Source organism: Candidatus Pseudothioglobus sp. uisw_070 (genome assembly GCF_059512545.2).
On sequence record NZ_CM183456.2, the window covers coordinates 278,058 to 303,116 of the forward strand.

Consider the following 25,059-nt stretch of genomic DNA (forward strand, 5'->3'; position numbering starts at 1 on the left):
AAGCTGTTTAATTAGTAAAGTAATGTAATAGAGTGAGGTTTAATATTCTTTAGATAGGTCCATTGTGCCGTGTTGAATTGTCCTGAACCTTTCTGGTTCAAGGCGGAAGTTCGATGTTTACCGCAGGTTTCCCACTTCAAGGTGGGCTTACACAATAGTAACCAATCTCATCTCCTTTTCTATACTTAATCGGCTCAGGGAAATAAATCAAAGCACGAACACAACAGATAATTAATTATCACCTCTGACTAATCTAATTGCAATACAGTTTCTTCTTGATATTTAAAAATATACTTAATTTTTAGAAGGTTGTTCGTATAAAATCACCCGATTCATTATTTCCTACAAGTTTACTAAGTGACTATATTAGCTGCAATTTTATTATTAGTTATCATTATGGACCCTATTGGGAATGTCCCTGTATTTTTAAGTATTCTCAAAAATATACCACTCGAAAGACGAAGAATAATAATTATTCGTGAGCTGTTAATCGCTTTCATAATTTTATTGTTTTTTATGTTTGTTGGTAGATATTTGCTTCAGATGCTAGAAATAGAACAATCTTCACTTGGGGTTACAGGAGGAATTATATTGTTCATCATTGCTATAAGAATGATTTTTCCAGGTACTAAACCTCTATTTGGTCACAATGAAACAACAGAACCTCTTATTGTTCCTCTAGCTGTTCCTATGCTTGCTGGACCTTCAGCTATTGCAGCAGTTATATTATTTATGGCTCAAGAGCCAAATAGATGGGTTGAATGGACCTTTGTTGTATTTGTTGCTTGCTTAATATCAGGTGTCATATTAGTCTCTTCAGAAACACTAGGAAGAAAACTTGGTAATAGGGCATTAATCGCAATTGAACGATTAATGGGCATAATATTGGTGATGGTCTCGGTTGACTTTATATTAGATGGAATTAAACAAACATTTGGTATTTAATATTTTAACCTTCCAGTTTAGTAAATTTGCAATTTAACTATAAAGCACTGATTTGCTATGTTGTAAGTCACAAGCTATAATTGCCTCTTTTTTTTGAAGATTGAAATGTCAAAAAGTTCTGCACCTATAGTAATGAAATTTGGTGGGACAAGTCTTAGGGATGAGATTTCTCGTTCCCATGTCTTAAATCATATCAAACATTATGCTGATTCTGGTGAAAGAGTTGTGGTTGTAGTTTCTGCAATGGGTCGGAAGGGTGAACCATATGCAACGGATACACTTGTAGCTCTATTAAAAGATGTGGGTCATAATATTAATCCAAGAGAACTAGATCTCGTTATGAGCGTTGGTGAAACGCTATGCTCAGCTTTCTGTGCTCATCTTTTAAGTTGTAACGGAATGCCTGCAGTTTCATTTAATGGAAGACAGTCAGGAATTTTGACAGATGATAATGCTGGGAATGCTGAAATATTAGATGTTAATCCATCTCGCATTGTTGAGGCGCTTGATCAAGGAGATATTGCAGTAGTAGCAGGTTTTCAAGGGGTTAATGAACGAGGTGATATTCGCACACTTGGAAGGGGCGGAAGTGACACTTCTGCAGTAGCATTAGCGGCAGCTTTAGGTGCAGAGAAGGTTGAAATATTTTCTGATGTTGATGGTATTGCAAATTGTGATCCAAGACAGGTGGAAGCCTCTAGTTATCTTGAATCAATCAGTGTTCAGCAAATGTTAGCTATGGCTGATGAAGGGTCAAGAGTTATTCACCCTCGAGCAATTGAGGCCTCGATTAAAACTAAAACACCAATTGTTGCAAGAAACACTTTTAATAATTCAATTGGAACGACTATTCATCATAAAGAAGCATCTGAAAAAGAGGTTGTTGCTATTGCTCATCGAGATAATATGGTGTTAATAGAATTTGCGCTTGAGCATAAAGCCTCAAGTCATGTCGATGGCGTTGTGTATATTGACTCAAGAAGATTGTTGCTTAATGATGATGTTTATTTAAGTGATAAATTAGCACAACTTGAAGAAAAACTAGGTTTCTATAAGTTGAGCAGGCATTGGGCTACGATTTCTGTTGTCTTCAATAATAAGGTGTCTAAAAAACCAGCTGATCTTGATTATGCCGAGCTTTTAGATTCACCTAAAAACATTATCAGCTATCTTCTTAAAGAAACAAAGGTTAGGGAAACATTAAAGTTTCTGCATGGAAGATATACATAAATAAAGGCTAAGGCTTGTAACCGCCGTTATTGACGTAACTTAATAATACTTCATCAGAAAATTCTATTTCTAGTTCCGCTGCTTTTTTTTCTACCGGCTCTCTTAGGTCGCCATCAGCTATTTTAATTATTTCATCATTCCAATCAGTAAGGTATGAGTCAGCATCTGTAGCATCTGCAACTGACGCTGCAGAGTCAACAGCCTCCATAAAGCGATTATCTAGCTGAACTTTTTCAACTTCTCTTCTGCTTTTTTTAATCACAACCATTGTTGGTATATCGCGCCATTTCTTTATTGTTAAATTCATCTAATTCTCCAAAAAATATAGTAAATTATAGCCGGAATAAATTTTGAAAAATTCTACCATTAACTAATTGATGTAATTGCTATAATTTAGGTATATAATTCGCTTTTTTTGGTTAGAGTTTACATTGAGGATTTGATGAAAAATAAAACACAAGTGGTGGTTATTGGAGGCGGAGTTGTTGGCGCAGGGACACTATACCATCTAGCAAAAAAAGGTTGGACTGATGTCGTATTGGTTGAGCGCAAAGATTTAACTTCTGGCTCAACATGGCATGCAGCTGGCTTATTGCCACTCTTTAATATGAGTTATTCAGTTGGAAAACTACATCAATATTCAGTCGACTTCTATCATGAGCTAGAAAAAGAGACTGGGATGAACGTTGGCTTTAGTGTTGTATCAAATATCCGCCTTGCAAATTCTCAAGACCGAATGGACGAGTATAAATATTATGCTGGTGTTGGAAGCACTGTAGGTGTTAATGTAAATTTTTTAACGCCAGAAGAAATTAAAGAAGTTTGGCCTTTATGTAATACGGAAGGCTTGTTGGGCGCTATTCAGCATCCTGATGATGGATATATACAGCCAGCAGACTTAACTCAAGCATTATGTAAAGGTGCTAGAAATCGTGGTGCTGAGATTTATGAGCACACACTAGTAGAAGGAATTACACAACAAAAAGACCAGAGCTGGATTGTATCCACCGATAAAGGCGACATTGCCTGCGAGCATGTTGTCTCTTGTACAGGTAGTTTTGCCAGAAAAACTGGTGAAATGGTTGGTTTAGATGTTCCAGTAATTCCTGTTGAACATCAGTTTCTAGTAACAGAGCCTCATCCAGAAATTTTAGAAAGAAAAAAACAAGGACTTCCTGAAATGGCCGTTCTACGTGAATCTGATGCAGCCTATTATTTGCGAGAAGAGGCTGGTGGAATGATCTTAGGAATTTACGAAAAAGGCGCACCTGTATGCTACGTTGATGGCCCTAAAGACGACTGTCAATATGAGTTATTTAATGGTGAACTTGATCGCATAATGCCGCATATTGATCGCTGTATAAATCGTGTTCCTGCGTTTGGTGAAGTAGGAATTAAGGACGTGTATAACGGAGCTATTGCATACACTCCTGATGGAAATCCAATTGTTGGTCCTGCGCCAGGACTAAAAAACTTTTGGCTAAATGAAGGCCATAGTTTTGGTATAACTGCTGCGGGCGGAGCTGGATGGCAGCTCGCCGAGTGGATTGTTGATGGAGAGCCTACAGTTGACATGATGGGCGTTGATCCTCGTCGTTTTGGTCCTTATGCTACTCGAGGATATTTGAAAGAAAAAAATGAAGAGGCGTACGCAAATGTTTTTACAACTCACTATCCCGATGAAGAGAGAAGTGCTGCAAGACCCTTGAAAACCGCACCCTGTTATGATCGCATGAAAGCTTTGGGGGCTGTATTTGGAAGTGTATATGGTTGGGAGCGTCCAAATTGGTTCATGCCTAGTGCTGATTATTCTCTGAGTGTAGAGGAATTAAATCAAGAAGATCCAGCAAAAGTATTGATGAATAAAAACCATGCGACAGCTCTAGAGGATGGACGAATTGTAGAAAAAAATTCATTTAGGCGCTCTAATTATTTTGAACATGTTGGAAATGAATGCAAGCATGTTAATGATAAAGTTGGACTACTAGATATGTCTGCTTTTGCAAAATGTATAGTTAAAGGACCTGGAGCAGAGGAATGGCTAGAATATATCTTTGCAAACAAGATGCCTAAAGCTATTGGTAGAATTAGTCTAGTTCATATGCTCTCTTTAAATGGCGGGGTTCGAGCGGAATTTACAGTCTATAAAACCGGTCCTCAAAGTTATTATTTAGTTTCAGCAGGTGCATTTGAAACGCATGATCATGACTATTTATTTAAGCTCGCACCAAAAGATGGGAGTGTGAATATCCAGCGAGTTACAACACAAACTGGTGTGCTTGTTTTAGCTGGCCCAAGGTCTCGTGATGTCCTTCAAAAACTGACTGATACTGATTTATCAAACGATAACTTTAAGTGGCTAACAGGTAAAAAAATTAATGTAGGCTACGCAACTGCAGAAGCCCTGAGAGTTAACTTTGTTGGTGAGCTTGGTTGGGAACTTCATCATCCAATTGAAATGCAGAATTACATATTTGATCAGCTAATGCAGACTGGAGCTGAGTTTGAAATTAAACCATTCGGCATACGTGCAATGGATAGTATGCGCCTTGAAAAATCTTACCGTTTAATTCCAAGAGAGATGTCAATTGAATATTCCGCTTATGAGTCTGGTCTTGATCGTTTTGTAAAGCTTGACAAAGAAAATGATTTCATAGGTAAGTCTGTTCTTAAAGAGTGGCAGGATCGTGGGCCTTCAAATGGATTTGTCACTTTGGAGGTTTTAGGAGTAGTTGATGCAGATGCACGCGGTTCAGAGGCGATCTATAAAGATGGCGAGGTTGTTGGAAGAGCTACATCTGGAGGATATGGGTGGCGCTGTGAAAAGTCACTTGCTCTAGGCCTTGTAAGGCTTGAACTTGCAACTCTTGGAACAGAACTTGAAATTGAGATATTGGGTGAAAGGTATAAAGCTATAGTGATAGAAGAGTCACCTTTTGACTCAACGAATGAGTGCCTAAGGAGCTAAAAAATGTCTATTATTAAAAAACAATCTGAGTTACACGAAGACATGGTGACATGGCGTCATCACATTCATAAACATCCTGAGCTTAGCTTTAAAGAAGATCTAACTAGTGACTATATAGCTTCAGTTCTTGAGGCCAATGATATCGAAATGCATCGCGGCTTGGCAGTTACAGGAATAGTAGCCACTATTCATGGAAAAAAAGAAGGACGTGTTATTGGTCTACGAGCAGATATGGATGCTCTTCCTATTCAGGAAAAAAATGATTTTAGTCATAAATCAGTTCATGATGGAAAGATGCATGCATGTGGTCATGATGGTCACTCAACAATGCTACTTGGTGCTGCTGTTCACTTAAAAGAAAATAATAATTTTTCAGGAACAGTTCATTTTATTTTTCAACCAGCTGAAGAAGGCGGTGGTGGCGGTCGTGTGATGGTTGAAGAGGGTATATTTGAAAAGTTTCCTTGTGAAGCTGTATATGGGATGCATAACTGGCCAGGAATGGCTGAAGGGCAATTTGCTGTTCATGATACGGCTGTAATGGCTGCTAATGAAACACTCAAAATTTCTATCAAAGGCAAGGGTGGCCATGCAGCAATGCCAGATCAGTGCGTTGACCCTGTAGTAATTGGAGCTCAAATTATTACTGCACTTCAAAGTGTGGTTTCAAGAAATGTTGCCCCTCTTGATTCTGCTGTCGTAAGTATTACAATGATTGATGCAGGCTTTGTCTCTAATGTTATTCCAAATGACATGAACCTAACTGGCTCTTTAAGATACTTTTCAACAGATGTAGGGAATGAAGTAAAAGCAAAAATTAAGAAAATTGTTGAGGGTATAAGTCACTCAATGGGAGCGACAGCAACCTTCAGTTCAACGCCAAATTATCCAGCAACAGTTAATACTCCAAAACATGCTGAGCTTTGTGCAAATGCTGCAGCAGAGGTTGTAGGAAGTAGCAATGTTTTGAGAAATGAGAAGCCAAGTATGGGCTCTGAAGATTTTTCTTTTTTGCTTAACGCCTCAGAGGGTGCTTATATTTGGATTGGGAACGGGCTAGTTCCTGAGGATGGTCCTGAGGGCGGCTGCATGCTCCACAATACAGAATATGATTTTAATGATGAGATTCTTCCGCTTGGAAGTAGCTATTGGGTGCAACTAGTCCAAGGCATTCTCAAGTAAGTATTTTTTTGATTTTAAGGTTTAATTTATGTTTTCTCATGCGATTGTTAGGGTTCCTGGAAAGAGTCTAATTAATGGATTAAGCGATTCAAAGGATCTAGGATTGCCAAATTATGATAATGCAATTATTCAGCATAAGTCTTATATAGAGGCGCTAAAATCTTGTGGTGTTGAAGTTAATGTTCTTGAGCCTTGTGAACAATACCCAGATTCAACATTTATTGAAGACGTAGCTCTAGTAACTCCAGAGTGCGTAATAATTACGCGCCCAGGAGCTCCAACCAGGAGAGATGAGGTGAGTCAAATAGATTCTGTATTAAGAAAAGAATTTATGCACATTGAATATATTGAAGCGCCAGGAACAATAGAGGCTGGAGATATTATGATGGTGGGCAGTCATTACTATATTGGTTTGTCAGATCGAACTAATATCGATGGTGCTGAGCAAGCAATTAAACTGCTGCAAAAATATGGTTTAACAGGTTCAACTGTTGAGCTAAATGATGTTCTTCACCTTAAGACTGGGCTTTCTTATCTAGAAAATAATAAGTTAGTTGTATGTGGAGAGTTCCTGAGTAATCCAATTTTTGAAAATTATGATTTTATAGAAATACCTCAAGAGGAAAGTTATGCGGCAAACTGTATTTGGGTCAATGAATTTGTAATTATTCCATCTGGATATCCAATATCAAAAGGGAGGATTTCAGATGCAGGTTTTCAAATAATTGAAGTTGATGTTTCAGAATTCAAAAAGCTTGATGGAGGTTTAAGCTGTTTGTCTTTAAGGTACTAGGAAATTCTTAATTTTAATGATTAAGGTTTTAATTTAATCAAATATTTCTTTAATTTCTTCAAACGTTGCGGTTATAGCATGAACATTTGAGTAACCCATTTGTTGAATTGTTAGAGCTGCAAGTGAGGCACGGCCGCCGCCAGCACAGTGAGTCAATATTAAAGTTTCAGGATTGGGACAATGTTTACCAATTTTCATTTCAATTAATCCTCTAGAAATATTTATCGAGTCATTGAGACTCAATTCTTCATAATTATTTACTTCACGAACATCAATAATTACAGAATTATTTGAATTTTGATGGAGAAGTTTTGCTGCGTTTGCATCAACACAATTAATTTTTGTTTGAGCATCTGATATTAATTCACCTGCACTTTTGATCATTGAGAATCCCTTAATAGTTAATAAAGTTGTGTTTTAATGTTTGAAGTGACGAATACCCGTAAATACCATTGCTATTCCATGTTCATCAGCAGCAGCAATTACTTCCTCATCACGCATAGACCCACCAGGATGAATAATAGCACTAATTCCAGCTTCCGCAGCAGCATCTATTCCATCTCGAAAAGGAAAAAAAGCGTCTGATGCCATTACTGAGCCCTTGACTTCAAGGTTTTCATCGGCAGCTTTAATGCCAGCAATTTTAGCAGAGTAGATCCTTGACATTTGACCTGCTCCAACCCCGATTGTCATTTGATTTTTTGCGTAGATAATTGCATTAGACTTTACATATTTAGCAACTTTCCAAGCAAACAATAAGTCGAGCATTTGTTTACTAGTAGGCTGAATTAAAGATACGCATTTGAGATCAGAAGATTTTAAAATAACTAAGTCTTTATCCTGAATAAGAAGGCCTCCAGATATTTTCTTATAGTCAAAAGCATGTTTAGCCTTTTGAAGATCACCACACTCAAGAACCCTTATGTTTTCTTTTTTAGATAGTATAGATTTAGCTTTAGAGCTAATTCTTGGGGCAATAATTACTTCAACAAATTGTTGCTTAGTAATAGATTGAGCAGTCTCTTCATTAAGTTCACGATTAAACGCAATAATTCCACCAAATGCTGATGTTGGGTCCGTTTGATAAGCACTAAGATAGGCCAAGTGAATATTTTCCCTTGTTGCTACTCCGCATGGGTTCGCATGTTTAATAATAACGCAGCAAGGCTCTTCAAAATCTCGAACGCATTCCAATGCTGCATCAGCATCTGCCAAATTATTGAAGGAAAGAGGTTTTCCTTGGATTTGTTTACTGGAAGAAATAGATGCCTCAGTAAGGTTAGTCTCCTTATAAAATGCAGCACTCTGATGAGGGTTTTCTCCATAACGCATGGTTTGAGACTTAATATATTGCAAATTTAGGGTATTTGAAAACCCATCTTGTTCTCGTCCTAAATAATTAGCTATAGCGCCATCATATTGTGAAGTGTGTTCAAAGGTTTTTAGCGCTAGAGCTTTTCTAGTATCCAATGCAGTATCACCATTGTTATTTAATTCATCTAGAATAAATTGATAATCAGCACTATCAACTATTACAGTTACTGATTCATGATTTTTTGCACTTGAACGTAGCATTGCAGGCCCACCAATATCAATATTTTCAATGGCATCATCGTGGGTACAGTTTGGTTTTAAAATAGTTTGTTGAAAAGGATATAAATTTACTACGACTAAGTCAATTGGACTGATGTTATTTTCAAACATTACAGCTTCATCTTTACCTCTTCGAGCCAAAATTCCACCATGGATCATTGGATTGAGAGTCTTAACACGGCCTGACATCATTTCTGGATAGCCTGTGAAATCTGATACTTCAATTACAGGGATATTATTATCTTTTAGAAGTTTGGCAGTTCCACCCGTGGAAATAATTTCGATATCTAGTGAAGAAAGTCCTAGAGCAAATTCAACTACTCCAGCTTTGTCAGAAACGCTAATTAAAGCTCGCTTAATAGACATCTTTTAAGAATTAAAATTTAGATATTTTAAGGAATTGATTATAAACTCTTACAGGTTATAAAGGCTTACTTTTTTCTTTAGGGTCGCTCTGTTTATGCCAAGGATTCTGGCAGCTTCGCTTTGATTTTGATTGACTTTATCGAGGACAAACTTAATAGTAGCTGACTCAGTTTGCTGGGTAACCATCTTAAAAACTCCATTTGATGTTTCACCATTCAAGTCCGAGAAATACTTCTCGAGACTATTTTTGATACAATCCTGTAAACCCCTTTGTGTCATATTGAATACAAAAAATCATGAAAAATTGAATATTGTTCAGAGTGATCAGACACTCTATTAATGTTTGGCCAAAATGCTGTCCCTTTTTCTTGGTCAAGGTGCATAGAATACCAAAAAATATGCTTTCTGGATAACTGTGTTCCCATTTTATGTCCATAAAAATCATGAATTTGAAGAATATGGCTCAAGATAAGGGGAATTTTTTTATCTAAAGAAGTCTCTTCTGCTTTGTTTCCAGTCTTTAAGAAATGGTTAACCTGACCAACCAGCCAAGGATTTCCTTGTGTTGCTCGACCAAGCATGATGGCATCCGCACCAGTAAATTCTAATACATCTTTAGCTTTTTCTGGGGAGGTGATATCGCCATTTGCAACAACAGGAATTGATACCATTTTGGTAATTTTTTTTACTGTATTAAATTCAGCTTCACCGTTATATTTTTGTGACCTAGTTCTCCCATGAATTGCCAGCATTTGTATGCCAAAATCTTCAGCAATTTTTGCGATAGTAGGGGCATTTTTATTTTCTTCATTCCATCCTGTGCGCATTTTAAGAGTAACAGGAATATCAACTGCATTGACGACAGACTTAATAATGTCTTCCACAAGTTTTTCGTTTTGCATTAAAGCTGAACCGGCAGCTTTATTGCAGACCTTTTTTGCAGGACAGCCCATATTGATATCTATAATATCTGCCCCAAAATCAACCGCTTTTCTGGCAGATTCTGCTAATTCTTCTGCCTCTGAGCCTGCTATTTGAATACTAATAGGAGATTGTTCTGAGGTAAAGTCTAAACGGTGTTTGGATTTATTTGAATTAAGAAGGTGGTTTTGCATCACGACCATCTCAGAAGTTGTTAGGCCAGCACCTTGTGCTCTGCATATCATTCTAAAGGGTTTATCACTCGTACCTGCCATTGGCGCAAGTAAAACTTGTGATGGAAGAGAGTAAGGGCCAATATTCATAAAATTAAAACTTTAAGGTATTTTTTTCGGCTTTCTTTTTTAGGCGTTTTTGTTTCAATTTAGATAAATGATCTACAAATAATATGCCATTTAAGTGATCCATTTCATGTTGTATACAAACTGCCAGCATCTCACTTGCATCAATTTCACAAAACTCACCAAGCTGATTAAGCGCACTAACTTTTATTTCATTGGATCTTTTAACACTTTCATAGTAATTTGGAACTGAAAGGCATCCTTCCTCCCATTCAATTTCACCATTTTTTTCAATTATTTTTGGGTTTATTAGACATAGTGGCTGGTTGCATTCATCTGAAATATCAATGACAATGATGCGCTTATGAAAATTAACTTGGGTTGCGGCTAAACCAATTCCAGGAGCATCATACATAGTTTCAAACATGTCTTTAACTTGCTTCTTGATCTCTGTATTAACTACGTCTACTTCTTTTGCAACTGTCCTTAAGCGACTATCAGGGTACTTTAAAATTTCTAAAATCATATTTTAATCATAACAGTGTTATGTATTTCGTTAAGTTGATTTGGATAATCTTGGTTATAGTGCAAGCCTCTGCTTTCTTTTCTTGAGATGGCTGATTCTACAATAATTTTTGATGTTTGAGCTAAGTTTCTTAGTTCAATTAAGTCATCAGTTATAGTATAAATGCGGTAATATTCATCAACTTCTTTGTTTATTTGTTGAATTTTTAAATAGGCTGAATTAAGTCGATTATCACTTCTGACTATGCCTACAAAGTTCCACATAATGAGTCTGATTTCAAGCCATAAGTGGGAGATAACTACTTTCTCTTTTGAAGGGGCCACTCTAGAAGCATCCCATTTTGTAATAGAAGGGAATACTTCTTCGAAGACACTTTCATTAATATGCTTGGCGCAAGATTTTGCAAAAACAATGCATTCAAGTAAAGAGTTACTTGCTAATCTGTTGGCACCATGCACACCAGTATGAGCTACTTCTCCAATCGCATAAAGGTTTTTAATATTACTTTGTGCATCTAAATTTGTATCAACTCCACCGCAGGTGTAATGAGCAGCTGGGACAACTGGCAAGGCTTCATTGCATATATCAATGCCTAGCTCATTGCATCGCTGTGAAATAGCTGGGAAGCGCGACTTGATCCATTTGGCATCTTTGAATGAGATATCAAGATAAACGCAGTCATACCCATTAACCTTCATCTCATTATCGATAGCTCTTGCCACAATATCTCTGGGAGCAAGTTCAAGTCTACTGTCATACTTGTGCATGAATTCTTTACCATTCGTTAGAAGTAGTTTTGCTCCTTCACCTCTTAATGCTTCAGAAATTAGAAATGATTTAGCATGTGGATGAAAAAGACACGTTGGGTGAAACTGTGTAAATTCCATATTAGTAATATGACAACCAGCTCGATAGGCCATGGCAATTCCATCGCCAGTTGAGGTATCTGGGTTTGAAGTATAAAGGTAGGATTTTGATGCTCCTCCAGTGGCTAATATAGTTTTATGGGAGGAAAAAGTACTAACCTCTTTTGTACTCTTATTGAAAACATATGCTCCATTGCAGTTTCCATCATCAACTAGCAAGTCAACTGCTACATATTGCTCAAAAAGTGTAATATTATTTTTTTGTTTAACTTTTGCTAGTAAGTTAACTTGGATTGATTGACCTGTTTTATCTGCAACATGAGCTACTCTTTTTGAACTATGACCACCTTCAGTAGTTAGGTCGTAGCTGTTATTGACATGTGAAAATATTACACCAGTATTTTCAAGGTCTGAAATTGCTGAAGGAGCTTGCTCCACCATAAACCTAATACTTTTTTCACTACCTAAGTTAAGTCCAGTATTTATTGTGTCCAAAATATGTGACTCAAAGTTATCTTCTGGGTCAAGCACTGCAGATATGCCACCTTGTGCGTAATAAGAAGAGCCTTCTAATACTTTATCTTTCGCTATCACAGCTATTGATAGTTTTTCAGACAGCTGAATCGCACTCATCAAGCCTGCAGCTCCAGAGCCTATAATAAGAACATCAAATTGATAATTGTTTGCCATAATTTATTGATACAAAAAGACACAAAATAAAAACTATTAAATTAATTTTTATATATAATTTCGCGTAAGTTAAAAACTACTATATTTAACTTATTTCTCCTTTTAATAGTAGACTAACCCCACTCTCTTATTCGAGGTGGGGTTTTTTATTTTATAAGCCTTTGGTTATTCATTTTGGGTTTAAAAATTATTAGCAACTTGGGAAGTAATGTTAGATTAACAATTACAGCACTCAACATAGCAATCGCCATAAAAATACCAAAATAAATACTCGGAGTAAAGTGCGATAATATTAGAACTAAGAACCCAATTGCAACTGTGGCAGCAGTATAAAACATTGAGATACCAATAGTGCTATGCGTTCTATACATCGAAGATAAGTAGTCACCATCCTTTAAAACCTCATTTTGAAATCTACTGATGTAATGGACTGCATTATCAATTCCGATTCCAATAGCAATGGCTGCTATAGTTATTGTCATAATATCTAGCGGTATATTTGCTAAACCCATAACCCCTAAGATTAATAGCGATGGAATTACATTTGGCAACACAGCTATAAGTGCAACTGATGCTGATCTAAATATGAATAAAAAAAGTATAAAGATAATTACAAAGACGCTAGTTATAGTCTTTATTTGAGATTCAAATAAACTTTGTAGAAGATTGTTGTAGAGTGAAAATGTCCCTGTGAAATAAAAATCTTCTTGATTAAAGTTAAAGTTTTTAATCAACTCATTATTGATGTCATTAATGAGTTGGTTTCTATTTAACCCTATTGTTGTTTCTTTAATTCTTGCCACTATTCTTATTTGGTCACTATCATCTGATATATGTGGCTTTAAAATCTGTTCTTTAGCAAATTCAGGCATATTATTTTTACCTAAAGTTAACAAAAATCCATTAGGTGTTTTTCCATTATTTGATTTTTTAAGGACCTGCATGAATGTATCAATTGACAAAACCTTTCCAACGCTGGGTATTCCGTCAAGGTACTTATGAACCTCATGGAAGTCATCCCTTAAGCTTGAATCTGCCCAATACGCATTTGCAATATCATTAAAAACAATTTCCAATGGAACTGTCCCACCTAGCTCTTTATCAATTAAGTAAAGCCCTTGATAAATCTCTGTATCTTTTTTAAAGTAGTTTATAAAGCTATTCTCTACTGAAAGTTTACTTACGCCAATAAAAGCAATAATCATAGTTACAATGAGAGTTACTAGTATTCGCTTACCAAACTTATCTGTAATAATTGCAAATTTTTCTAATACTAAGAATTGATCTGGATGACTTGCAGTTATAGGTTTTGGTAGAAGCATCGTAAATATTGCAAAACTAATAAATGATAATACAAAAGCTATCATTACTCCTATACTCATCATTAAGCCAAAGTCAATTACAGGCTTAACATTACTTGTGGTTAAAGAAACAAATGCAGCTATAGTTGTAATTACGGTGAAGGTGCATGGTTTAATCATTTCTGTCAAAGTCTGCTTTGTTAACTCTGAAGACGTCGCATCAGGATTATTGCTCGATAATTCTCTATAGCGAACCACTAAGTGAATAGTTACAGATAGGGTCATAACAAGAAGAAGAGAGAAAAAATTTGCTGAAATAACGGTAACTTTCCAGCCAATAGCGCTTATTACTCCAGTCATGAAAAGAGCGCCAATAATACTAATCATTATTGGAACTGCAACCCATCGAATTTTATGAAAAAAGAATGCTAGCATTATGGACATTGCCAAAATAACAGCAAGACTAAATACAATTAAATCACTTTTGATATATGCAATTGCATCATTTCTTATCATTGGAACTCCACCCAAGAATAAGCTTGCTTCATTTCGATATTCATTCATCGTTAAACGTATGTCTTCGATTATTACTTTCAAAGTTTCTTGATTAATTAATATTTCTGGATTGTCAGTAGCAAGTGGAATTAACAACGCCGTTGTTTTTAAGTCTGTGCTAACTAGGTTATTAGCATAAAGTGGGCTATTTTTAAATTCATTTTCAATGTAAGACAGTTCTGCCTTGCCATTGTCAATTGTATAAATATCACTCGCAAGTTCAATAAGAGAAAGAGGAGGGGATTGAAATAGAGAAACGTCAAGTATTGATATTACTGAATTAATACCTTCAATATTGAGTAAGTCATCTCTTAAGGAGCGCAGGTGAGATATCTGTTTAGTGCCAAGTATAGTTTCTTCATTAGCCGTGTAGCTAATTACTAACGATTCATCAGAGCCAAAAGTTTTTTGGGTATCGAAATAAAGTTCTAGGTTGTTATCACCCTCTAGTGATAATGACTCTGAGGAGGCATCAAGTGAGAAATTTTGAATTTGTAGAAATGTTGTTCCAATAACAATTAAAAACAGAGCTAAAGACCATGCTGGCTTCTTAATTAAGAAATTCAATAAAGAATTAAGCATATCTGACTAGTTCAAGTTAAAAGGTAAATTTGACAGATGGCTCAGAACCTCTCATGATGTCTAAATGCGTTTCAAAAAGGGATTTGGAGTGCCATTCATTTTCATTTAGACGAGTAACAAGAGTTGCATGCATTTGGTTTTTTGATCCAACAACTACAAATAATTTTCCACCTAAATTTAGAAGTTTTTTTAAGTCTTTATTAATTTCAGGAAGAGCACATCCTAGAACAATTGCATCAAACTGCCCATTCTCAAAATTAGAAGTTAGAAAGCTTTCATGCTTAAGGGTTATATTGCTTAAATTAAGTTTATTAATCTTACTTTTTGCTAAAGCATGTAAGTCTTTATCAGCATCAATACTTATAACTGAATTTGATAGTAAAGATAGTACGGAGGTAAAGTAACCGCTTCCAGTACCAACTTCAAGAACATTTTCATGGCCTTTCAGGTCAAGGCTATCTAGAATCCTACCCTCAATCTTTGGTGAAAGCATTTTGCCTACCTTACTAAGAGGTATTTCAATATCAGCAAATACTAACTTCTGATATTCTTCTGGAACAAAGTTTTCACGTGGGGTATCTGTTAATGCTTGATTTGCTTTCACATTGAGACCACCCCAAGGCCTTACTTGCTGTTCAATAACATTTTTTCTAGCTTGTTTAATATCCATATTTCACCTATTTTTTCTTTCTTGGCGGCATCAAATCTGTAATTGTACCTTCAGCCATTTCAGCTGCAAATGCAGTCGTTTCTGAAAGAGTAGGGTGTGCATGAATCGTTAAAGCAATATCGCTCATATCACAACCCATTTCAATTGCTAAAGTAGCCTCAGAAATTAAATCACCAGCATGATTTCCACAGATACCCATTCCTAGAATCTTACCTGACTCAGCATCAAATAAAGCCTTTGATACACCTTCACTTCTTCCAATACTCAAGCTTCTTCCAGATGCAGCCCATGGAAACAAACCTTTATCAAACTTAACTCCAGCTTCTATGAGTTCTTTTTCAGTTTTGCCAGTCCATGCTACCTCTGGATCTGTATAAGCAACTGAGGGAATTGTAAGAGCATTAAATCCAGTTTTTTTGCCACTAATTACTTCAGCTGCAACTTTAGCTTCATGAGTGGCTTTATGAGCAAGCATTGGTTGTCCAACAATATCTCCTATAGCAAATATGTTATCAATATTAGTTTTCATTTGATTATTTGTAGCAATAAATCCACTTTTATCAATATTAACGCCAGCTTTTTCAGCATCAATTAATAGGCCATTAGGGGTTCGACCAACAGCAACTAAAACCTTGTCAAATGTGTCTGACTCTGGAGCATCTTTACCTTCAAACTTAACTTTTATTCCTTTTTTTTCTGCAGTCATTTTGGTAACTTTAGTGTTTAAAAAGACATTAGCATAAGTCTTTTTTATTTTTTTAAATAATGGAGTAACAATATCTTTGTCTGCCACAGGAATAATTTGATTGCCAAGCTCAACCATAGTAATTTCACTTCCAAGGGCATCATAAATTGTAGCCATTTCGAGGCCAATAATGCCACCACCAACAACCAGCATTCTTTTAGGTATGTCATCCAACATCAGGGCATCTGTGGAGTCCATTACTCGCTTGTCCTCGAATGGAAACATTGGAAATTTCGTTACTCTTGAGCCTGTTGCAATAATACATTGCTCAAATTCAATGACTTCATCAGTCCCGTCAAGTGCCACTTGATTCTTTGAAAGAAATTTTGCATAACCCGAAATTACTTTGACTTTTCTTGCTTTAGCAAGGGCTTGAATGCCACCAGTAAGCTTACTTACTATAGCTTCTTTATTTTTTCTAACACCATCAATATCTATTTTAGGACTTTTAAAGGTAACTCCAAGTTCATTTGCATGCTTGGCTTCGTTGATTACTTCAGCAGTATGAAGAAGTGTTTTAGAAGGAATACAGCCCACATTTAAACAAACCCCACCAAGAGTTTTATGACTTTCAATTAAGGTAACTTCATTACCTAAGTCAGCCGCACGAAAAGCAGCTGTGTAACCTCCTGGACCAGATCCAATAACTAAAACTTTAGTTCTAATCATAATAACATCTCCATAATATTGCTAAGAACTTGATTTAGTTCAGCCATAAACTTCGCTCCCTCTGCACCATCTATAACTCTGTGATCATATGAAAGTGCGAGTGGAATCATTGCCGTAGGCTCAAAAGAAGTCCCATTCCAAACTGGCTTTATTTGTGTTCTAGAGACTCCTAAAATTGCAACTTCAGGTGAATTAATAATTGGCGTAAATTGGGTCCCACCAATTCCACCTAAGCTTGAAATCGTAAAGCCCGCACCTTTCATTTCGCTTGCCTGTAATTGACCCTCTCTAGCTCGTGAAGAAATATCAGCAAGTTCTTCAGCGAGTTCAACTAATGATTTTTTACCCACATCTTTTACAACTGGAACCAGCAAGCCATTTGGCGTATCAACTGCAATACCAAGATTAAAGTATTTTTTTACTATTAAATTTTCACCACTCTCATCTAAAGAAGCATTAAAGTTTGGATGACGTTTTAAAACTTGAACGACAGCCTTCATAATGAAAATTAGGGGACTTAATTTAATATTTCTTTCTTTTTGATGTTTGCGAAATTTCTCTAATTGCTCAATATTGACTTCATCAAATTGAGTGACATGAGGTATTGAGCTCCAACTACTTGAGAGGTGTTTTCCAGATATTTTCTTAATTCTAGATAATGGAACTACCTCTACTTCATTATCAGTATCTCCATTAATAACTATTTGTTTTACAAAAGACTTTAAATCTTCCTCTAAGATCCTGCCTTTTTTACCTGTACCTTTAATCTTTGATAAGCTAACTCCAAGTTCTCTTGCTAACTTTCGTATGGAAGGAGATGCGTGAGAATCTGAATCAGTATTTAAAGAAATTTCTTCTTTAGGGTCTTCAGTTATTGAGCTTGAAACACTTGGTTCTTCAGTCTCAATATGTGAACTACCCGTTGCTTCTGAATTGCTAGGAGCAGCTGTTTTATTTGAAGCTTCTTCTTCAGGTTCAGAATCACTCTCAATGGTGAGAATGAGCTCACCTTTAGCTATTTTATCTCCAACTTTTACTTTAAGACTGGCTACCTTTCCTGGAAAGGGCGCAGGGATTTCCATTGTAGCTTTGTCAGTTTCTAATGTAATAAGACTGTCATTTTCATTGACAGTATCTCCAACTTTCACTAAAACTTCAATAACATCAACAGAGTCAAAATCACCTATATCTGGTAACTCGACATTTTTTTGGGTTGGCATATAGACTATTAAATAGCTTTGTATTTTAAGCATGTAATTATCCCAAATTTAGCTTGTGAAGTGGGATAAATATGAAAATAAATTTACATGTCAAAACTAATTTATTTTTATATAATAAGTTAATTATTTTTTTATAATCTAAGTAAGATAATTTTATGACATTAGCACTTTCCACAGATAATCTAACCAAAATATATTCTAATAATCTTGAGGCACTGAAGGGTGTAAATCTAAGGGTAGAAAAGGGTGATTTTTTTGCACTTTTAGGCTCTAATGGCGCTGGAAAAACTACGGCAATTGGAATTATTTCAGGCTTGCTAAAGAGCACCTCTGGTGAGGTAAAGATAAATGGTCTAGATCAAAATAAACATGCAAATGAAGTAAAAAAAATGATTGGCTTAATGCCTCAGGAGTTTAACTTTAATCCCCATGAGCCCAATATGGAAATTCTTATGAACCAAGCTGGTTACTTTGGAATTTCTCGCGCAGAAGCTAAAATTCAAGCTGAAGTTCTTTTGAAAAAGATGGAGTTATGGGATAGACGATTTGATGTTGCTCAATCCCTATCTGGTGGTATGAAAAGGCGACTTATGCTGGCTCGAGCATTAATGCATAAACCAAGCATATTAATTCTAGACGAGCCAACTGCAGGAGTTGACGTTGAAATTCGTAAATCAATGTGGGATTACTTAACTCAGCTTAATAAAGAGGGCATGACAATTATATTAACTACTCATTATTTGGAAGAGGCAGAATCTTTATGCAGGAATATAGCAATTCTTAATGATGGTGATCTTGTTGAGCAGACTAATATGAAGAAGCTTCTTTTAAAAGCGAAGAGGCAAGTACTAATTCTAGACACTATCGAAAAATTAACAAACAATGTTTCTATCCCTAATTGTGATTGTGTAGTAATAGATGACACTACGTTACAGGTTGCACAAGGAGAAAATACTTCAATCTCAGATGTAATTTTAAGTTTGTCAGCTCAAAATATTAATGTGTCTCACCTTCGTAGTTCACAAAATCGCTTAGAAGCTTTATTTTTATCAATTACTAGTTAAATATTATTATGTGGATTGCTTATAAAACCATTGTTACAAAAGAGATACTAAGATTTGTAAGAATTTGGATTCAAACGATAATTCCTCCAGTTATTACAACCTCACTCTATTTACTAATATTTGGTGGTTTAATGGGTGGGAGAATTGGTCAAATGCAGGGCGTTGATTATCTGGATTTTATAGTTCCTGGAATCATTCTTATGACAGTAATTATGCAATCTTATGCGAATACAGTTTCCTCATTCTTTATGACTAAATATAATAATAGCTTTGAAGAGTTATTAGTTTCTACAACTCCTAATTGGGTGATTTTATTAGGATTTGTGAGTGGCGGTGTTTGTAGGGGTTTAACTATTGGTCTTGCAGTAACCTTTACAATATCATTTTTTGTTGAAATTCAAATTCATAGTTTTGTAGTAATAGGTATCACCTTTCTTATAACGTCTGTTATGTTCGCTTTAGCTGGCTTTATAAATGCAGTTTTTGCAAAGACTTTTGATGACATTTCAATCGTTCCAAATTTCGTTTTGCTTCCATTAACGTATCTTGGTGGTATGTTTTATAGTATTGATATATTGCCTAGCTTCTGGAGGAGCGTATCAATTTTTAATCCAATTTATTATATGATGGATGCTTTTAGAATGGGATTTTTAGGTATTGGCTCTGTTGAATTATGGAAGGCTTTTTTAGTGCCTTGTATTATGATTATTATTTTGGCATTAATCGCTAATAGGCTTTTAAGTCGAGGCGTTAGTATAAAGACAGAATAAGCAGATGCTCTACAGACCCTATTACGAAAGGGTTTTTAATAAATGTGTATCGAGTGTGTATCAATACATCAGTTATTTCATCACACACAAAAACGAAATTTGTACTTTAGTATTAAATTGAACTACAATAGATTTAATATTTAAAGGGAGTACAAAATGAAAAAGCTAATAACTATGACTTTGATTAGTCTACCTATGCTGTTTTCTTCGAACATATCAGCAGAGGGATTTAATGATAATTATTTTCAAGTGGGTTACTCAACAAATAATTTTAAGTTTGTGGATGAAATTATGGAGTTAAAAGGTTCGGTAGAAATTGGAAATGACTTTTCAATTCTAGGAAGATATGCCCGGGAAACAGGAGATTGGAGAGACCCTGGAGAGTATGAAACTTCAACATATACTAGAACTAGAATTGGAATTGGTAAAACTTTTGAAATTGATACTAATACTGACATTACCTCATCATTATCTTATCTTGATTATGATATAAAGAAAACTAGACAAGCAAATGGCTCATCAACAATAACAAACACATCCTCGAAAACTGATTCTTACTTTGCTAGTGTAGGCGTTAGAAATCTGAGTGATTCTGGTATACAAACGAATCTAAAATTAAACTTTTGGCGTGGAGGAAAAGCAAAGTCAAAATCTAATGAAATTGAATTAGAAGTAATGAAACATTTCAGCGATACTCTTGCAATTGGTGGAAGAGTTTTGCGTCACGATGCCAAGCCAGCAAGTTCGTATAAATCAGACTGGACTGAAACAGGAATTTTTGTAAGAAGAAGTTTCTAGTTCTTAATTATGGAAACTTATAAATAGTATGAGATTTATATCAATACTCATTGCAATATTTGGTGGATTTTTAGTCTACTATGGTTCGTTTACTCCACAATATGCTGAAGTTGGTCAACAATGGACAATAATTGGTGGTGGTTTTTTGTTTGGTGGACTTTTTCTTTATGTCTATATTGGAAAAAAGAAGGAATAGAATCAAAAAACTACTCAATTAACCTAGGTCAGTTCTGACTTACTTTTAAATAAAAAGTGTGTATCAAAGTGTGTATGAGCGAGAAACTGCAACCACTACCTAAAAGGGAAAATGTAAGAGTGTGTATGGGGTGTGTATCGAAGATTTGTTGTACCTATGCGACTTAGTAAGGAAGTGAACATTAAAACAGAGTAATTCCATCTTTTTTATGCCTCTACAACTCTTACTCCAATAGGGTTTTAAAGTATATGTGTATTAAATATGAATTAAAAAACTAGTCATTTTTCACATATATCAAATGAAATTGGATTTAGTAGTTTTGTACTTTAGTTAGTTGCTATGGTTTAGTGTTACAGAGCCAACTTTAGTATCTACAGAAACAATCCCTTGAATAGCATCCATTACTTTATTTTTTGCAGCAGTTGCTCTTTCCATTGCTTCATTATTCTCATATAAAGTTACAGATATGTTGACGTTGCCTTCAGACTTAACTGCTATCAATTGCTCTGCTTCTGGAAAGTCACTTGGTGCATTTGGAACGTAGGCTGCAGAAGCAATATCTGCCGCTTCATTTGATTCAAAGGTTACTGTTGTAATTCTTGCTACTGACATTACTACTCCTAGTATTGTTTTTAAAGAAAATTAATTATAGTGCAAAAAAGAACTCACTCTCAGATGAAACGAAGTTTGGACTTTATTTTAAAATAAAGTTAAAGATTATTTTTAATTGGATTAGCAGGCTGATCATTTGTATGGCAATGAACTCCGCCACCAGCCGCCCATGAACTTAACATTTCAATTAAATATACATCACGATTTGGAAAATAATTTTCGATACGAGATTTAGCTGAGGTATCTGTTTCAGGATTCCCAAAGCCAGGCACAATTACAAATCCGTTACCAACTAACCAGTTCATGTAATTTGTATCAAACTTTTGATCATTATATTTTACAAAACCCTCAATGGGCTCTCTTATAACTTTAAGCCCTGCTTTCTCAATTATTTTTGCAGCATTATCATAAATCTCAGCATCTTTACTATCTGGTCGACATAAAGATCGAGATGTACATTGAACTACAACTACAGTTTCTACTCCAATAAACCGGGCAATACCATCAATGTGTCCTTTGGTAAAGTCTCCATCCGGAATACCCTCAATGAAAATAACATTTGTTACACCAAAGTGTATCTTCAGGTCACTTTCTGCCTGTTGTTTATTGTAGTTCAAATTTCGACTTGGATCACCTAGGGCGCTCCAATTTGTAATAACTGTATCTAATCCGTTAAACTCTAAGTTGCCACGTTCATGAACTATATTTATGGAATCAACAGACATATCAAGTATCGCTCCAACTTCATCTGGGACCATGTTGTCGAGGTTAAAAGGAATGTCTGAGCCAAAAGCGCCACCCCAAGCATTAAAATCCCAATTTTGAATTCTTAACTCATTATCTTCTAAAACATAAATAGGCCCATTATCTCGCATCCAAGCATTGTCATTAGGCACTTTGTGCCATCGGATATTTTTATTTTGAGGGCCTGCTCCTATGTTATTTATCGCTTTATATGCCTCTGCATAAATTTTTTCAGAATGATATAAAATGTGTAGTGTTTCGTAACGAGAAATAATTGCAGATATCTTCGCAAAGGTTGGCTCATATTCTTTTTCCCAATAGCCAGGCCATTGCATCCAAATTGCTTCTTGAGTTTCCCATTCAGCTGGAACACGTTTTGATATATTGCTAACTTCATTTGCGAGTGTATTAATGCTTATCGCAGAAAGTAGAAGTACTATTGAGATAAACCAAATTCTACTTTTTCTTTTTATGTTATTAATGTTGTCCACCATTCCCATTTTAAATAAAGAATGATGCCTCACACATATCAAACGAAATTTTAAATATAATGCAGACTTTGTTTTTAAATATTTTTAACAATGGATGAATCAATTAACGTGTTTGGTGAAAAATTAGAAATCTGTGGCATGGATCCAGTTACTGGATTCTACCGAGATGGTGAGTGTAATACCTGTAAAGATGACTCTGGCTCTCATACAGTTTGTATTGAAACTTCGCAGAAATTTTTAGACTACACAAAATCGCAAGGAAATGATTTATCTACTCCTATGCTGGCTTATGGCTTTGAAGGCTTAGAGCCAGGTGATAGTTGGTGTGTATGTGCTGAGCGTTGGTTAGAAGCAGAGAAAAGTGGCATGGCGCCAAGACTGAATTTACAAAGTACACATATAAGAGCATTGGAAATAATTCCAATGGAGCTTCTCAAAAAATATGCAGTAGATGATTAAAATGGAGAATTTAAAAAATGACACATAAAGTGATTACCTGTTTTTTTTGTTTTGAGCAGTTTGAAGTTTCATTAGAAATCGGCCCATCTTTTATTGGGAATGATGTTGAGATTTATGACTGTGAGATATGTTGTAATCCAAATAAACTCGAATATGAAGTTTATGATGGTGAAATAAACATAAATAATGTTGGTGATGGAAATGAATAAATCCATCTAACCTTATATGGAAAAAATAACTGGCTTTCATCTAGACGAAGATAATCACTGGGTGGCGAATTGATCTTGTGGCCACACTCAGCATGTCAGGCATAACCTGCCCTGGTATCAAAGAGAATGGGTTTTGTCAGATAGCGGACGTAATGATTTTATAGGATTTGAACTTGAATGTAAGTCTTGCAAGGATTAGCATGACTTACAATAAGACTGAAAGCATATAGATTAATAATTAACCTTCCTCAGTCATATTATCGCAAATATATAACTAAGTTAAGGCTTTAGTATGAGTAGTCTGACATCTTATCAGCTATCGCTTCTGGAATTAATGATGGATCAGGTGAAGGAAAGACGGTTCCATTTTCATCCTCATAAGAATCAGATTCTGGCAAAGTTGAAACCTCAATGCCCCCATAACATAATATTTCTCTATTAGCTACTTCATCTAGAATATTTTTTGGGGTTGAGGATGATTCCATCCATCCACAAAGATCATCATTAGACCAATCATCAAGATAACCAGCATATGAAACATTTAACAAGCTAGTAATAAATAAAATTGAAATGAGTTTTTGCATAAAAAGTCTTTAGCAATGTGCCCAAATAAATTAGGGCACATTTAAAATTATAGTTTAGACATCTAGCAGTCTTAGAGCGCCATTAAGATAAACTTCAGACATCCCATGATCTCCAGAGCCATGTGCTTTGACACCTTCTTCATGAAGCATAAGTGCAGCCGTAATTAAAGTTGCATACTTTGCTTGATCTAATGTTGCAATTTTATCTTCAACTTGTGATGTTAGCATTGGGCATGCTCCAGCAAAAGCCATAGAAGGTAAAAGTAAAACTATAAAAGTAAGAGAGAGTATTTTTTTCATGTAATCATTCCTAAGTTAATTTAAAGAAAGGATAGTCTACAATAAAATTATTTAATATAAAGCCTTTCATAATAGGGTTTATTATGAAATATTTTTTTAAAAATTGTTTAATAACGAGAACTAGAATGCACTACCTCAGTTCAAGTTGATATAAAATAATAGAATGAAAAAACTACTCTTAATCTTATTGATATCTCTTGGTTTAATTGGGTGCACTAGTAACCAAATTTTTGTTGGCAGTTCACCAGAGCCAATGCCAGTGGTAGACTATGTTGACCTTGATCGGTTCATGGGCGATTGGTACGTAATTGCCACTATTCCAACGTTTCTTGAAAGGGACGCATACAATCCCATTGAAACCTATCAGCGTGATAATGATGGAAGTATTGCAACGACTTTCACTTTCAATAAGGGTAGTTTGAAGGGTCCAACTAAGATATATCGACCCCGTGGATTTATAAAAGATAATCGCACTAATGCGATTTGGGGCATGCAGTTTGTCTGGCCAATAAAGGCGGATTACAGAATTGTGTATTTAGATGATAGCTACCAACAAACCATTATTGGTCGAACAAGTCGAGACTATGTATGGATTATGGCGCGAACGTCAACTATTTCTCAACAAGACTACTCAAACTTGGTTAATAAGGTAGATTCTCTTGGATATGACCTAGATGATCTGCAAAAAGCAACTCATACCAAATAACTTTC

The 25,059-nt window shown here is 35.5% G+C and carries 27 protein-coding genes, 1 other RNA gene and 1 pseudogene; 13 read left to right on the plus strand and 16 right to left on the minus strand.

What is annotated here, in order from left to right:
• Window positions 1–52 precede the first annotated feature (52 nt).
• Window positions 53–233, minus strand: a non-coding RNA gene (ssrS, locus tag AC5YGD_RS01315) — 6S RNA.
• A gap of 124 nt (window positions 234–357) precedes the next feature.
• Between ssrS and AC5YGD_RS01320 the strand changes: the two genes are divergently transcribed.
• Together AC5YGD_RS01320 and AC5YGD_RS01325 are read left to right on the plus strand one after the other, a co-directional pair.
• Window positions 358–945 carry a MarC family protein gene (locus tag AC5YGD_RS01320; protein ID WP_271537746.1) on the plus strand — a complete coding sequence of 196 codons (588 nt, stop codon included), beginning with the start codon at window positions 358–360 and terminating at the stop codon, window positions 943–945.
• Between the two features lie 105 nt (window positions 946–1,050).
• Entirely contained in the window at window positions 1,051–2,175 is a 1,125-nt protein-coding gene (locus tag AC5YGD_RS01325; protein ID WP_271537747.1) for an amino acid kinase family protein, read from the plus strand.
• 7 nt (window positions 2,176–2,182) lie between these two features.
• Here the strand turns inward: AC5YGD_RS01325 and AC5YGD_RS01330 are convergent, their stop codons facing one another.
• Window positions 2,183–2,482: a virulence factor gene (locus AC5YGD_RS01330; protein WP_496141746.1), complete on the minus strand. Its 300-nt coding sequence runs from the start codon at window positions 2,480–2,482 to the stop codon at window positions 2,183–2,185.
• A 135-nt stretch (window positions 2,483–2,617) separates the two neighbouring features.
• Here AC5YGD_RS01330 and AC5YGD_RS01335 point away from each other — a divergent pair, with 135 nt between their 5' ends.
• From AC5YGD_RS01335 to AC5YGD_RS01345, 3 genes are read left to right on the plus strand one after another with little or no spacing between them, the layout of a single operon-like run.
• Window positions 2,618–5,143 carry an FAD-dependent oxidoreductase gene (locus AC5YGD_RS01335; protein ID WP_496141747.1) on the plus strand — a complete coding sequence of 842 codons (2,526 nt, stop codon included), beginning with the start codon at window positions 2,618–2,620 and terminating at the stop codon, window positions 5,141–5,143.
• Window positions 5,144–5,146: 3 nt separating this feature from the next.
• The gene (locus AC5YGD_RS01340; RefSeq protein ID WP_496141748.1) at window positions 5,147–6,325 is read left to right on the plus strand and encodes an amidohydrolase; all 1,179 of its coding nucleotides are present in this window, start codon (window positions 5,147–5,149) and stop codon (window positions 6,323–6,325) included.
• A gap of 28 nt (window positions 6,326–6,353) precedes the next feature.
• Window positions 6,354–7,118 carry an arginine deiminase family protein gene (locus AC5YGD_RS01345; protein ID WP_496141749.1) on the plus strand — a complete coding sequence of 255 codons (765 nt, stop codon included), beginning with the start codon at window positions 6,354–6,356 and terminating at the stop codon, window positions 7,116–7,118.
• Window positions 7,119–7,151: 33 nt separating this feature from the next.
• Here the strand turns inward: AC5YGD_RS01345 and AC5YGD_RS01350 are convergent, their stop codons facing one another.
• From AC5YGD_RS01350 to AC5YGD_RS01395, 10 genes are all read right to left on the minus strand, one after another.
• The gene (locus AC5YGD_RS01350) at window positions 7,152–7,502 is read right to left on the minus strand and encodes a rhodanese-like domain-containing protein (RefSeq protein ID WP_496141750.1); all 351 of its coding nucleotides are present in this window, start codon (window positions 7,500–7,502) and stop codon (window positions 7,152–7,154) included.
• Window positions 7,503–7,535: 33 nt separating this feature from the next.
• Window positions 7,536–9,077, minus strand: coding sequence for a bifunctional phosphoribosylaminoimidazolecarboxamide formyltransferase/IMP cyclohydrolase (purH, locus tag AC5YGD_RS01355; protein ID WP_496141751.1), 1,542 nt, complete (start codon window positions 9,075–9,077; stop codon window positions 7,536–7,538).
• A gap of 48 nt (window positions 9,078–9,125) precedes the next feature.
• Window positions 9,126–9,296 (minus strand): helix-turn-helix domain-containing protein, encoded by a 171-nt coding sequence (locus AC5YGD_RS01360; RefSeq protein WP_496141752.1) that lies wholly within the window; start codon window positions 9,294–9,296, stop codon window positions 9,126–9,128.
• Between the two features lie 56 nt (window positions 9,297–9,352).
• The gene (gene dusB / locus AC5YGD_RS01365) at window positions 9,353–10,321 is read right to left on the minus strand and encodes a tRNA dihydrouridine synthase DusB (RefSeq protein ID WP_496141753.1); all 969 of its coding nucleotides are present in this window, start codon (window positions 10,319–10,321) and stop codon (window positions 9,353–9,355) included.
• A gap of 4 nt (window positions 10,322–10,325) precedes the next feature.
• On the minus strand, window positions 10,326–10,823 hold the full coding sequence (gene def / locus AC5YGD_RS01370) for a peptide deformylase (RefSeq protein WP_496141754.1): 498 nt from the start codon (window positions 10,821–10,823) through the stop codon (window positions 10,326–10,328).
• Entirely contained in the window at window positions 10,820–12,379 is a 1,560-nt protein-coding gene (gene nadB / locus AC5YGD_RS01375) for an L-aspartate oxidase (protein ID WP_496141755.1), read from the minus strand. Before nadB ends, def begins: the two co-directional genes overlap by 4 nt.
• A gap of 146 nt (window positions 12,380–12,525) precedes the next feature.
• Entirely contained in the window at window positions 12,526–14,817 is a 2,292-nt protein-coding gene (locus AC5YGD_RS01380) for an MMPL family transporter (RefSeq protein WP_496141756.1), read from the minus strand.
• Window positions 14,818–14,833: 16 nt separating this feature from the next.
• On the minus strand, window positions 14,834–15,487 hold the full coding sequence (locus AC5YGD_RS01385) for a methyltransferase domain-containing protein (protein ID WP_496141757.1): 654 nt from the start codon (window positions 15,485–15,487) through the stop codon (window positions 14,834–14,836).
• Between the two features lie 7 nt (window positions 15,488–15,494).
• Window positions 15,495–16,901, minus strand: coding sequence for a dihydrolipoyl dehydrogenase (lpdA, locus tag AC5YGD_RS01390; RefSeq protein WP_496141758.1), 1,407 nt, complete (start codon window positions 16,899–16,901; stop codon window positions 15,495–15,497).
• Complete coding sequence (locus AC5YGD_RS01395) at window positions 16,898–18,121, minus strand: 2-oxo acid dehydrogenase subunit E2 (protein ID WP_496142334.1); 1,224 nt, start codon at window positions 18,119–18,121, stop codon at window positions 16,898–16,900. The genes lpdA and AC5YGD_RS01395 overlap by 4 nt, the downstream gene beginning before the upstream one ends.
• A gap of 155 nt (window positions 18,122–18,276) precedes the next feature.
• Here AC5YGD_RS01395 and AC5YGD_RS01400 point away from each other — a divergent pair, with 155 nt between their 5' ends.
• From AC5YGD_RS01400 to AC5YGD_RS01415, 4 genes are all read left to right on the plus strand, one after another.
• Window positions 18,277–19,185, plus strand: a complete 909-nt coding sequence (locus AC5YGD_RS01400) for an ATP-binding cassette domain-containing protein (RefSeq protein WP_496141759.1) — start codon at window positions 18,277–18,279, stop codon at window positions 19,183–19,185.
• 8 nt (window positions 19,186–19,193) lie between these two features.
• Complete coding sequence (locus tag AC5YGD_RS01405; protein WP_496141760.1) at window positions 19,194–19,955, plus strand: ABC transporter permease; 762 nt, start codon at window positions 19,194–19,196, stop codon at window positions 19,953–19,955.
• Window positions 19,956–20,111: 156 nt separating this feature from the next.
• Window positions 20,112–20,753 carry a hypothetical protein gene (locus AC5YGD_RS01410; protein WP_496141761.1) on the plus strand — a complete coding sequence of 214 codons (642 nt, stop codon included), beginning with the start codon at window positions 20,112–20,114 and terminating at the stop codon, window positions 20,751–20,753.
• 28 nt (window positions 20,754–20,781) lie between these two features.
• Window positions 20,782–20,949: a hypothetical protein gene (locus AC5YGD_RS01415; protein WP_496141762.1), complete on the plus strand. Its 168-nt coding sequence runs from the start codon at window positions 20,782–20,784 to the stop codon at window positions 20,947–20,949.
• Between the two features lie 330 nt (window positions 20,950–21,279).
• Here the strand turns inward: AC5YGD_RS01415 and AC5YGD_RS01420 are convergent, their stop codons facing one another.
• Both AC5YGD_RS01420 and AC5YGD_RS01425 read right to left on the minus strand, forming a co-directional pair.
• On the minus strand, window positions 21,280–21,561 hold the full coding sequence (locus AC5YGD_RS01420) for a hypothetical protein (protein WP_496141763.1): 282 nt from the start codon (window positions 21,559–21,561) through the stop codon (window positions 21,280–21,282).
• 98 nt (window positions 21,562–21,659) lie between these two features.
• Window positions 21,660–22,799 carry an agmatine deiminase family protein gene (locus AC5YGD_RS01425; RefSeq protein ID WP_496141764.1) on the minus strand — a complete coding sequence of 380 codons (1,140 nt, stop codon included), beginning with the start codon at window positions 22,797–22,799 and terminating at the stop codon, window positions 21,660–21,662.
• Window positions 22,800–22,886: 87 nt separating this feature from the next.
• On the opposite strand from AC5YGD_RS01425, the gene AC5YGD_RS01430 reads away from it, so the two are divergent.
• The 3 genes and pseudogenes from AC5YGD_RS01430 (at window position 22,887) to AC5YGD_RS01440 (ending at window position 23,663) form a co-directional block, all read left to right on the plus strand.
• Window positions 22,887–23,255, plus strand: a complete 369-nt coding sequence (locus tag AC5YGD_RS01430) for a DUF2237 family protein (protein ID WP_496141766.1) — start codon at window positions 22,887–22,889, stop codon at window positions 23,253–23,255.
• A gap of 17 nt (window positions 23,256–23,272) precedes the next feature.
• On the plus strand, window positions 23,273–23,464 hold the full coding sequence (locus AC5YGD_RS01435; RefSeq protein ID WP_416652466.1) for a zinc ribbon domain-containing protein: 192 nt from the start codon (window positions 23,273–23,275) through the stop codon (window positions 23,462–23,464).
• Window positions 23,465–23,480: 16 nt separating this feature from the next.
• Window positions 23,481–23,663 (plus strand): annotated as a pseudogene (locus tag AC5YGD_RS01440) (DUF3565 domain-containing protein).
• 88 nt (window positions 23,664–23,751) lie between these two features.
• On the opposite strand, the gene AC5YGD_RS01445 reads toward AC5YGD_RS01440, so the two are convergent.
• Together AC5YGD_RS01445 and AC5YGD_RS01450 are read right to left on the minus strand one after the other, a co-directional pair.
• Entirely contained in the window at window positions 23,752–24,048 is a 297-nt protein-coding gene (locus AC5YGD_RS01445) for a transposase (protein WP_496141767.1), read from the minus strand.
• Window positions 24,049–24,102: 54 nt separating this feature from the next.
• Window positions 24,103–24,348 carry a hypothetical protein gene (locus AC5YGD_RS01450; protein WP_271541271.1) on the minus strand — a complete coding sequence of 82 codons (246 nt, stop codon included), beginning with the start codon at window positions 24,346–24,348 and terminating at the stop codon, window positions 24,103–24,105.
• Between the two features lie 163 nt (window positions 24,349–24,511).
• On the opposite strand from AC5YGD_RS01450, the gene AC5YGD_RS01455 reads away from it, so the two are divergent.
• The gene (locus AC5YGD_RS01455) at window positions 24,512–25,054 is read left to right on the plus strand and encodes a lipocalin family protein (protein WP_496141769.1); all 543 of its coding nucleotides are present in this window, start codon (window positions 24,512–24,514) and stop codon (window positions 25,052–25,054) included.
• Window positions 25,055–25,059: the final 5 nt, after the last annotated feature.